Source organism: Arenibacter sp. P308M17 (assembly GCF_003426735.1).
Taxonomy (GTDB): domain Bacteria; phylum Bacteroidota; class Bacteroidia; order Flavobacteriales; family Flavobacteriaceae; genus Arenibacter.
Window position 1 is genome coordinate 78,065 of record NZ_QVON01000005.1, and the last position, 12,400, is coordinate 90,464.

Annotated in this window: 6 protein-coding genes; all 6 read left to right on the forward strand. The window is 41.2% G+C overall.

Going from position 1 to position 12,400, the window contains the following annotated elements; translation table 11 throughout:
* Window positions 1-38: 38 nt before the first annotated feature.
* The 6 genes from D0S24_RS13130 (at window position 39) to D0S24_RS13155 (ending at window position 12,385) form a co-directional block, all read left to right on the forward strand.
* Window positions 39-1,112, forward strand: coding sequence for a carbohydrate-binding family 9-like protein (locus tag D0S24_RS13130; RefSeq protein ID WP_117020335.1), 1,074 nt, complete (start codon window positions 39-41; stop codon window positions 1,110-1,112).
* A gap of 370 nt (window positions 1,113-1,482) precedes the next feature.
* The gene (locus D0S24_RS13135; protein WP_117020336.1) at window positions 1,483-1,869 is read left to right on the forward strand and encodes an endonuclease domain-containing protein; all 387 of its coding nucleotides are present in this window, start codon (window positions 1,483-1,485) and stop codon (window positions 1,867-1,869) included.
* A 516-nt stretch (window positions 1,870-2,385) separates the two neighbouring features.
* Entirely contained in the window at window positions 2,386-4,620 is a 2,235-nt protein-coding gene (locus D0S24_RS13140) for a GH92 family glycosyl hydrolase (protein ID WP_251795787.1), read from the forward strand.
* 15 nt (window positions 4,621-4,635) lie between these two features.
* Window positions 4,636-6,879, forward strand: coding sequence for a DUF4838 domain-containing protein (locus tag D0S24_RS13145; protein WP_117020338.1), 2,244 nt, complete (start codon window positions 4,636-4,638; stop codon window positions 6,877-6,879).
* 13 nt (window positions 6,880-6,892) lie between these two features.
* Window positions 6,893-8,383, forward strand: a complete 1,491-nt coding sequence (locus D0S24_RS13150) for an alpha-L-fucosidase (RefSeq protein WP_181938090.1) — start codon at window positions 6,893-6,895, stop codon at window positions 8,381-8,383.
* Between the two features lie 609 nt (window positions 8,384-8,992).
* The gene (locus D0S24_RS13155; RefSeq protein WP_117020339.1) at window positions 8,993-12,385 is read left to right on the forward strand and encodes a SusC/RagA family TonB-linked outer membrane protein; all 3,393 of its coding nucleotides are present in this window, start codon (window positions 8,993-8,995) and stop codon (window positions 12,383-12,385) included.
* Window positions 12,386-12,400 lie beyond the last annotated feature (15 nt).

Sequence of the window (12,400 nt, forward strand, 5' to 3'; positions counted from 1 at the left end):
CATTTTGCTTGTTAAATAGAAACCATTAAAATCTATATATGAAGACTACTTTTTTCAGCCAAACCAGCATCTGCTCATTGGTACTTTTGCTTTTGTGCTTTGGTATTGCCACCGTAAACGGGCAAGAATTGGAGCCAAGGAACTATATTGCGTACAAGGCAACAGAGAAACTGATTATTGATGGGCAAGGGGATGATACTTCATGGCAAAAAGCACCTTGGTCGCAGGATTATATCGATATCGAGGGCAAAAAGGTACCGGATTACAGGACCAGAATGAAAATGTTGTGGGACAATGAGTACCTATATGTTTTGACGGAAATAGAGGAGCCCCATGTATGGGCTACTTTAAAACAAAGGGACACGGTTATTTTTTATAACAATGATTTTGAGATTTTTATAGATCCGGACGGGGATACCCATAACTATTATGAATATGAAATGAATGCCCTTAATACCCTGTGGGACCTGTTTCTGACCAAACCGTACAGGAATAATGGCAAGGTGGTGGATAGTTGGGATATTCAGGGGGTGAAATCGGCAGTAAGTATTGATGGTACCTTAAATGATTCCTCGGATACGGACATGGGATGGACGGTAGAAGTGGCCATACCATGGAAGGTGGTCACCGAAGCAAGCCGCGGGGGCCATGTGCCCGAGAACGAATTTTGGAGAATCAACTTTTCCAGGGTTAATTGGAAATTCGATTTAGCGCAGGGAAGGTATTCCAGGAAGAAAGACGATAGCGGAAAGTTTATGCCGGAATACAATTGGGTCTGGTCACCTCAGGGAGTTATAAATATGCACGAGCCGGAGCATTGGGGCTATGTGTATTTTTCTGCCAAGGAGGTGGGGGAAAAGGATAGTTTTTCCATTCCTCAGGACGACTATATAAAATTTTATTTGTATTCGCTTTATAGGGGAGTCCTTCAAGGAAAAAAAGATGCTGAAAAATTGGTGGAAGTGCCTAGGGAAATTTTAGGCAAGACCATAAAGCCAAGTTTGGAAAAGCACCGCTTTGGATATAATATATGGGTAAAGAGTCCATTTACTGGTAAAATATTGGTAATCCAGGAAGATGGGGAGTTTAGCAGTGTTGATGAAAAGGAATAGGGCGATTAATGGATGTTTAATGGTTGGGACAATAGTGGAATAATTGGAAGGCCAGGGAAAGCGCACCCCTAACCCCTCTCGAGAGGGGTATTGATATGCGTTTGGTTAATATGCAATCCGCTGAAAAAATAATGTAGTCTCGTTGTGGAAGTGTAGATTTTTTGACCGATTTGAATATTCTTTGAAAATAATTGTAAGAGGGATCTTAAATTAAGATGACTGACTAATGAATCGGGTTACAGAGAACTCCCCTCTTGAGAGGGGCTGGGGGTGTGTAATTTGAAGTTTGAAACCGTGGTTTCCCTGGTCCATGACCTTAAAAGCAGTAGCCGGGGGGGTGTAAAGTGACACTCCATATAAAACTAAAGCCATGAAAAAACGAAAAATCATTCCTTACAATCCCAAATTAAAAGAGTTGGCCCGTGAATTGAGAAATAATAGTACAAAAGCCGAAATAATATTATGGTTAAAATTGAAAACAAAACAGATGTATGGCTATGATTTTCATCGCCAGAAACCTGTTGATAATTATATACTGGATTTTTTTTGCCAGGAATTGATGTTAGGTATTGAAGTGGATGGATATTCCCATGGGATTGTAGAAGTCTATAATAAAGATGTTATAAAAGAAGGGAAGATGAATAGTTTGGGTATAACGATTTTACGCTTTACAGATAATCAGATATTAAGGGATATGGAGAATGTGTTACGGGCAATAGAGGGATATATCCTGGACTATGAGGAAGAAAATGTGTAAAACACCCCTAACCTCCCGTAAAAAAAAGTGGGACAGACGCTCTTAAGAGAGGAATTGATTTATGGCCAAGTTGAAGGGAATGACAGGGATTCATCTTAAATAAAATGTAATGTTGTGGGATATCCTTGGTAATTGTGGGAATAAACTTATTGATCACACATTTCATGGAAGTTATTGTGGGATGGGTGTTTATTGATGATGTAGCAGTGGAATAATTGGAGGACAAGGGAAAACACACCCCTAACCCCTCTCTAGAGGGGAATTGGTTTTTGACCAAATTGAAGGGGATAATAGGGGGGACACTTTAAATACAATGTAATGTTGTGGGATATCCTTGGTAATTGTGGGAATAGATATCGATTAATTTGATATGGGAATATGTTTCCAATAAGGGTAAAGGATAAAATTGAGGATAGATTGAATGATGTGGGTACAAATAACTCCCCTCTTGAGAGGGGCCGGTGGTGTGTAATATGAGGATTGAAGCGTCTTCTGGAAAGTGTAAACGGTATGTTAATGAAATATAATATTCTACAAATATTAATAATTCTTTGTATTGGGGCCTATGCCCAAAAGCGACCCGTGGATTACGTAAACCCGTTTATTGGGACCTCCAATTTTGGGACTACCAATCCGGGGCCCATTGCCGTTAGGGGAATGGTTAGTGTAGCGCCATTTAATGTGGCCGGACCCAAAAATTTGCCTTTGGAAAAGGACAGTCGATGGTTGTCCACACCTTATGTGAAGGAGAACACCTTCTTAACAGGGTTCAGTCACGTTAATCTTAGTGGTGTAGGCTGTCCCGAACTGGGAGTGATCTTGGCCATGCCCACTACAGGTGATCTTGAAGTAGATCATTTAAAATACGGAACCTCCTATTCCAATGAAGTTTCCAAAGTAGGATACTATTCCAATACCTTGGACGATTACAATATAAAAGTAGAGGCCACGGCTACTACCAGGGTCGGGGTAAGCAAGTATTACTTTCCCAAAGGGGATGCCAATATCCTAATTAATCTTGGGTTGGGGCTGACCAATGAGCAAGGAGCTTCCGTTAGGGTGGTTTCATCATCGGAAATAGAAGGGATGCGCAGTGTTGGTTCGTTTTGTTATTACAAGGCGGAGGAAGCCTATCCTGTATATTTTGTAGCGCGATTCTCCCGGCCTGCGGACGAATTTGGGGTTTGGAAAAAGCCTATGATCTATAAAGGAGCCGAAGCCGAGTGGATGGGCTATAATGGTAAGGTGCGGCTAATGCCAGGATATGCCATGGAAGTGGTAGGCGATAGCATAGGTGGCTATATGCGGTATAATTTTAAAGAACCTACGGTGGTGGAAATGAAGGTGGGTGTTTCCTATGTCAGCATTGAAAATGCCCGTGAAAACCTGGAAAAGGAAACAGCAACGAAAAGTTTTGACCAAATTTTGGCGGAGGCCAGGGAAAATTGGAACGGATATTTGTCCAAGATACAGGTTGAAGGAGGCATTGAGGATGATAAGGTTAAGTTTTATACGGCCCTGTACCATACTTTAATTCACCCCGGCACCCTAAATGATTTTAATGGGGATTATCCCAAGATGGGAACTAGGGAGGTCCTAAAAATACAGGATACGCGGTATACCGTTTTTTCGCTTTGGGATACGTACCGAAATCTGCATCAATTGATGAGCTTGGTGTATCCCAAGCAACAATCCGATATGGTAAAGAGTATGCTCCAGATCTATGATGAAAGCGGTTGGTTGCCTAAATGGGAATTGAATGCCACGGAAACCACTACCATGGTAGGTGATCCTGCTGGTATTGTTATTGCCGATACCTATTTAAAGGGGATACGCGACTTTGAGGTGGAGAAGGCCTATTCTGCTATGGTTAAAAGTGCCGATCAAATAGAGGGTAATCCCCTACGTCCAGGGCTTAAGGATTATTTGGAAAAAGGCTATCTTACCACCAAAACGACCAATAGCGGATCGGTATCCACCACCCAGGAGTACAATATTTCGGATTATGCCATAGCACAATTGGCCAAGGTTTTGGGTAAAAAGAAAGATTATCAACGGTTCTCCCAAAGGTCCATTTCATACCGAAATCTTTTCGACAGGGAATTTAAGCTTTTGAGACCTAGGAACGATGATGGATCATGGGTATCTCCATATAATCCGGAAGCAGGGGCCAATTTCGTGAAAAATTTAGGTTTCATAGAGGGCAATGCATGGCAATATTCCTTTATGGTTACCCATGACATCCAAGGTCTTATGAAGCTTATAGGCGGGCCCAAGCCTTTTGTAAACAGGTTGCAGGATGTTTTTGACAAGGGCCATTTTGATATGGCCAACGAACCGGATATTGCCTACCCCTATTTATTCAATTATGTGAAGGGAGAGGAGGGGAGAACCCAAAAAATGGTTTCGGATTTATTGAATACCTATTATAAAAATTCGGCCGATGGCCTCCCCGGAAATGATGATACAGGGACCATGTCCGCCTGGGCGGTTTTTTCAATGATGGGGATATATCCAATAAGTCCCGTCAATCCAATTTATGCCCTAACAACTCCACGGTTCAATAAGATAACCATACATTTGGATAACCGGTATTATCAAAAGGAAAAATTGGTGATCACTTCCAATATTTCGGAGAAAAACAGGTATATTGATCATATTGACCTTCAGGGTAGACCCCATAGGGAATACTTTATATCACATGATGAATTGATAAAGGGGGAATTGTTGGAATTCATATTAAAGGAGTAGTGCTAAATCTAAAAGATGGGATTTTTAGGGACAAAATTTAAATTTATAGGCCTCTTATTGGGAATGTCCGTTATACTGTCATGTAATAATGATGGCATTGTACTGGTACATCAGGGGAAGACGGATTATGAGCTGGTGTATATGGGCAGTGCTACCGAAAGCCAATATAAATCTGCGGAATCGCTACAACATTATCTATATTTAATTGGTGGGGCCAAGTTGGGTTTGGTAGATGAAAGTTCCCAGAACCCGGAAAGGAACAAGATTTATATAGGAAACATAAGTGGGGAAAATTTGGGTAGGGAAGAAATTGTCATTAGGACGGAAGGCAAGCATTTGTTCATTTATGGAGGATCGGATAGGGCTACAAAATATGCCGTATATGAATTTTTGGAACGCTACTTGGATTGCAGATGGTATGCCCCCGGAGCGGAAAAGATCCCCGTTTCCAACACTATTGATCTTCCGGCTCTGGATTTTCGCTACCATCCGGATATCACCACAAGAACGGTCCATTCCAGATTGTTCTATGATAATCCCGAATTTGCCGATAAGCAGAAAGTAACCTACGAATCATTTCCGAATTACGTTCCCTCTGCCCGCGTACATACCTTTCATAAATTTCTGCCTGAGGAACAGTTTTATTTATCCAACCCCGAATATTATGCTTTAAGGGGAGATAAAAGATTGCCGACCCAATTGTGTTTAACAAACCCGGATGTTCTGGCCATTGTCAAGGATTCCGTAGCTTCATTATTTCAACAATATCCAGAGGCGGAGGTTTTATCCGTAAGCCAGGATGATAACCAGCAGTATTGCCAGTGTGATAATTGTAGCAGGATAGATCAGGAAGAAGGAAGTCCGTCCGGAACAATGATCAGGTTCGTAAACGAGGTAGCTGCGGATTTTCCCGACAGGATGATCTCCACATTGGCCTATCAGTATACCCGCCGGCCGTCCAAGACCAAGCCTTTGGATAATGTTTTGATCACACTGTGTTCCATTGAATGTGACCGAAGTGCTCCCATTGCTGAAAAATGTACCGATTTCGCCAATGATTTAAGAGGGTGGGGTGCACTCACGAACAATATTAGGATTTGGGACTATACTACGCAGTTTACCAATTTTTTGGCCCCATTCCCAAATATAAAAACCTTACTGCCCAATATTCAATTGTTTAGGGACAATAACGCCAAATGGGTTTTTGAGCAGCACAGTAACCAGCCAAGCGAATTGTTTGAGCTAAGGTCCTATATTATGGCCCAATTACTTTGGAACCCGGATCAAAATGTAGATTCCCTCCTCACTGATTTTACTGATGGATATTATGGGGAAGCAGGGCTATTTGTAAAAAAATATGTAGACGAAATTCATTCCAAGATACAGGAGAATCCTGATTTTTTCTTGTTTTTATATGGGGATCCATCAGAGGCCTTTTCATCTTATTTAAGTCCGGCCATGCTTTCGGAGTATTCAAAATTGTTCGATAAGGCGGAAAATGCGGTGGCCAATTCACCTGAATTGTTGGCAAGGGTAAAAATGGCCCGACTTGGAGTGGATTATGCTATTTTGGAAGCTTGTAGAAAAGAACTGACGGAGACCTATAGACTTTTGATTCCCAATACCGAGGGTAAAAAAATAATAAATCCTTTGGTAACTACCTTATTGGATAATTTTAGGAAAACTTGTGCTGACAATAATGTTAGCTTAATGAACGAGATGGGTTTTACCGTAACCGAATACTTGGCCAATTATATGTCGGCCTTGGAGGTGATAAGAATGCCCAATGTGGCCAGGGGGAAAAAAGTGGTCACGATTACGGAACCCAAAAAGTACGCCGATGAGGATCCAATGGCGTTGACCGATGGTGCTTTGGGGGGCAGCAGTTTTTATGCCAATTGGTTGGGGTATGAGGGTACGGATATGGAGGTGGTTATAGATTTAGGGAAGCCTTTGGCCATAAGTACCATATCTTTGGCCTTTTTGCAGGTTACGAACCATATTGTATTTTTTCCTTCAAAGGTTGGTTATTCCGGGTCTTTGGATAATGAACATTATTTTAATTTCGGGACCATCAATAATCCAATGCCCTTAACTAAGGAAAGCAAGGTAAACGACATTCAGTATTTTAAATTGGATTTTGACAAAAGAAATGCCAGATACATTAAGGTGAGGGCTAAGAATACCCAAACACCATATTGGCACCATGCGGCAGGTCTGCCTTCTTGGCTCTTTGCGGATGAGATTATAATTAATTAAAACCAGTACAACAATGAGGATAGTTAAAAACAGAATTAGAATTTTTATGATGGCCTTGGCATTTACCCTTGTTTTTCAGACCATAAATGCACAGGCTATATACGAAGATGAAAGATATGTTCCCGAAACCGATCCTTTGGTACTCGAAAAGTTGGAACAATGGCAGGACATGAAATTTGGCCTATTGATGCATTGGGGCACTTATAGCCAATGGGGAATCGTGGAGTCATGGTCCCTATGCCCGGAGGAATATGGCTGGTGCGAGCGTACAAAGGGCTCTGATCCCAGTAATTACAATACATACAAAAAAGAATATGAAGCGTTGCAGACCACCTTCAATCCAGTAAAATTTGACCCGGACAAATGGGCCATGGCGGCAAAAAAAGCAGGTATGAAATACGTGGTGTTCACGACGAAGCACCATGATGGGTTTTCCATGTTCGATTCCAAATACACGGATTATAAGATTACCGATCCAAAAACGCCATTTTCTAAGAACCCCAAAGCCAACATCACCAAGGAAATTTTCAATTCCTTTAGGGACCAAGGATTATGGGCAGGAGCTTATTTTTCCAAGCCCGATTGGAATACGCCAACATATTGGGATCCCTATTATCCTCCAAGGGACAGAAATGTTAATTACGAGCCTGAGGCCAATCCTGAAAAATGGCAGGCCTATGTGGATTTTACACACAATCAAATTTTGGAGCTGCTTACGGATTACGGCAAGGTAGATATTTTGTGGTTGGATGGAGGCTGGGTGGCCAAAACTCCAAAATCCGAAATCACCAATTGGTATGAGCAACAACTGGTAAACAATGAGAACGGCTACTTAAAGAACCGTATTGTTAACCAGGATATCAAGATGGATGAATTAGTGGTGAAGGCCAGAGAAAAACAGCCTGGATTAATTGTTGTGGATCGTGCTGTTCATGGAAAAAACCAAAATTACTTGACTCCGGAAAACAGGGTACCCGAAAAGCCATTGCCCTATCCTTGGGAATCCTGTATCATTGCAGGGGGCGGATGGTCCTATTCCTTTGATGCCAAATATATGTCCGGCCGCGAGGCCATCCATACCTTGGTGGATATTGTGGCCAAAGGAGGGAATCTGTTATTGAACATTGCACCCAGCCCGGAAGGGGAGTGGGATGCAGGAGCCTATAAGTTGTTGGACGAAATAGGGGATTGGATGGCAGTAAATAAGGAAGCCATTTATGGTACACGGTCTATGGCACCCTATAAGTTCAGTAATACTTGTGTAACTGCAAAACCGGATGGTACCGTATATCTTACCTATTTGGTGGAAAAAGGGCAAACTACATTGCCTTCAGAAATTCTGTTTCCGGATTATGTTCCCAAAAAGGGGGTGAGGGTTCAATTATTGGGGTCTAAGCAAAAACTAAAATGGACCCAAAAAGAAGAAGGAATGGCCATACAACTACCCCAAAATAGGGAAGCCGATCTATTGGACACAGAGGCCTTTGTAGTAAGTATCAAATAGGGAAGAGCTGATAAATTGGAGTTATATTTCAGGTGTCAGAAATAGAGAACTTGGTTTGAGCGCATGTTTTTTCATGAAAGAGAATTCAAACCTTCTTTAATCCATTAAATACACTGTTTTCTTCAGTCTTAGGATTCTCAGATCCTTGGACGGGCCTGCCCGCGCCGGTACGGATGAATTTATTCTCCTTGGGAAGGGCCTCCCCCGTGAATTCCACCTAGATCGGGACTGCCTTTTCAACAGTCCCGATAGTGATCGGTATGGCGAAAACCTGTGCCGAGCATTGTCGAGGTATACCCTATGTCTTGTCTTGTGGATAGTCAGTTTCAAGAATTTTTTATTACAAAAAGTTAAATTACTTCCAATTTTCAAATAATACCCCATAAATTGATAGTATTTGTACTTGTCAAGATATTTTTTATACAAAAAAATCAAATTATTATTTCGGTTTCGTGATCCAAATGTTTTCAAAAGCATGTTATTGGACTTTTCTGTGCCGTCATTAGTCGAATTAATTTTCTCGCTAACCTAAGAAATCGAAAATTTAGTAATTAATTAACATTGGGGTAACTCCCATAAACTTCAATTAACTAACTAAAAATTATTAGTATGATCAAAAAATTTCATTACTATTTAATGTTGTCCGCCTTTCTCTGTATACAGGGATTGACGGCACAAAACAAGACCGTCTCGGGAACGGTGTCCGATAATATGGGAACTCCTCTGCCTGGAGTGAACGTAGTGGAAAAGGGTACAACGAACGGAACATCTACGGATTTTGATGGAAACTATTCCATTGAGGTGTCCAACAATGCTACCTTGGTCTTCTCTTCATTGGGGTTTACCACCAAGGAAATGGCAGTTTCAGGTCAATCTACAATCAACATGTCATTGGAGGAAGATTCAGAACAGTTGGGTGAGGTTGTTGTAACAGCTCTGGGTATTAAAAGAGAAACCAAGGCCATTGGATATGCCATGACCGAGGTTCAAGGGGAAGAATTGGCAAGGATCAATGTTGTGAACCCCGTGCAATCCTTGCAAGGTAAAAGTCCAGGGGTAAGCATTGGATCTTCCGATGGTGGTTTGTTTGGTAATTCCAAAATTCAGATTCGTGGTGTATCCACTTTGAATTCAAGTAATAACCAACCCATTTTTGTTATAGATGGAGTTATTTTGGAAAATGCTACATCGGGAGCAAGTGCGGACTGGAATGCTTCATCCAACGATTACGGTAACATTCTTAAGAACTTAAATCCTGATGACTATAAGAGTGTTTCTATACTTAAAGGAGCGGCAGCTACCGCTTTGTACGGTTCTAGAGGTATCAATGGCGTTGTTCTCATTACTACCAAGGATGGATCGGGCACCAAAGGAATCGGTGTTTCTGTAAGGCAATCCGTTGGTTTTGATATCGTATATAGAGGGCCTGCATTGCAAAACGAGTACGGACCTGGAACTTTGGCAGGTTATGTAGGTTATGGCAATCAGGATAATGAAGGGAATTATTACAACTGGGATACCCAGCAATTCTATTATAATGTAGATGGTGTTCCAACTTTGCGTAATCATGCAGGGGGCGGCCTAAGTTATGGTCCTAAATTTGATGGTAGGCCAATTGAAGACTATGATGGTACAATGACTACATACAGTCCTCAAAAGAACAATATGCTGGACGCATATAGCACTGGTGTCAATACCAATACTTCTGTGGCATTGAGCGGGGGTAACGAGAAAGGTAATTTTTACCTTTCCGATTCTTATAATGAAAGAACGGGTACATTGCCCAATAATTCCTTTAAAAGGAATTCCTTAATGTTCAGGGGTTCCTATAACCTCGCCCCATGGTTAAGGGCAAGTGCGTCTGTTTCCTTTACGGATTCCAATTCTCATAATCCGAGAAATGATATTTCACAAGGATTTTTTGATGGCACTTTTGAGAGAACATATAATACTGAGAAGTATATGCAGAACCAATATTGGCAAGCCTCCCACGGCGGGGTACCCAATGCAAATTTTGGAGATGATTATACGGATGTACCCAACAGAGGTCTTTGGTTTGCCTATGAAAACAATAACAATTACAACAAGGAAACCGTTGTTAGACCCATCGTAACTTTGGCTGCCGATGTTACCGATTGGTTAACGATTACCGCTGAAGGAAATATGAACCATTACACCACCGAATATGAAAATAAGGAATTGGGTAGTGGGTATGCCAATGAAGGGGGTTACTATGAATTGAGACACAATAAAGATGTTAGTAAAACCGGTAAATTGACATTTAATTTTAAAAAGGATCTTACCCAAGACTTGTTAGGAAATTTATTGCTGGGAGGTGAAATTTGGAACCAGAAAAAGTCGTTTACCAGAGGATGGACCGATGGTGGGCTAATAGTTCCAGGTAGGTTTTATTTAGGAAATTCTCTTAGGACCCAAAGAGGAGAAGGAGGAGTTTCTGATACCAAGCAACTTAACTCATTATATTTCTTGGCCAACCTTTCTTACAAAGATCAATTATTTTTGGATATTACCGGGCGTAACGACTGGTCTTCTGCATTGGTCTATACCGATGGAACCGGAAATAATTCATATTTCTATCCTTCCGTTTCCGGATCATGGGTTTTTAGTGAAGCAACCGGTACCTCAAACTGGTTTACTTTTGGTAAATTACGTGCTTCTTGGGCACAAGTAGGTTCCGATACCAGTCCATATACCATAAATAAAGGATATGGCCAGGGAAGTATAGATAATGGAGGTAATTTTATATATACCAATACGGTTAACACTACTTTGGTGGATAGGGCTATTAAACCAGAGCGTAAGGATTCCTATGAAATTGGTGCCGACGTGCGTTTCTTTGGTAATAGGTTAGGTATTGATGTGGCTTATTATGATGAAACCATTTCAGAACAAATTGGTAATGTGCCTTTGCCTGCGGAATCTGGCTATAATAGCCTTCTGACCAATATTGGTACTTTGACCAATTCCGGTTTGGAATTGACTGTAACTGGAACACCTATTAGATCTAATGGGTTTAGTTGGAATACTACTTTCAATTATTGGAACAATACCACCATGATAGATGAGGTACATCCTGATTTTGGGGAGTATAAAAATTTAGGTGGTGATATTACTTATGGTAATTTCCGTGTGGGTTCTGTAGCTTTTGAAGGCGGGGAATATGGTATATTATATTCCGATAGCGCACCAAAGAAGTTTGAGTCTTCCGATCCAAATCACCCCAACAATGGCAAAAATCAATTAATTTGGGTCGACTCCAGAAGAGGGGCTTATTTTCAGAGAAGTGGCGAGCCTGAGGAAATTGGAAAGGTTCAACCGGATTTTGAAGGGTCATGGAACAATGATTTCAATATAGGTAATTTTAATTTATCCATCCTATTGGACGCTAGATTTGGTGGCCATATGGCATCGTATTCCAGTAGATATGGTACGGCTTACGGGTATACTGAAAGTTCACTCTATGGTCGGGATCCGGAACATGGAGGTGTAACTTGGACATCTGGTTATGACGATGTACAAGGTACACAGTTTAGTGATGGTGTTATCCCGGATGGTGTATTTGCAGAGGGACAAATGGTTACTGCTCCCAATGGGACTACTGTAGATGTAGGGGGAATGACCTATCAAGAGGCTTTTGATGCAGGACATGTTGAACCTACCCATGCCAGTTATTATAACTATCGTGTAAACTCTTGGGGTGAAGGTGTAGTTAATGATGATTGGTTCGCTGAAGTGAAATACATAGCCCTAAGAAATATCTCAATGGGCTATAATCTACCAAAAATGGCCGCAAGTAAAATGGGGGCAAGAAATGTGTATTTAGGTATTAATGCCAGGAATGTTGCTTATTTATATAACTCATTGCCAAACGACATTAATCCTGAGAGTTTCAGGGGAACAACAAGTTCGGATTCCTTTCGTGAGCGCTCATTTAGTCCGTATATGGCAAGTTATACCTTCTCAATTGCTATTGACTTTTAATAATAAATAATTATA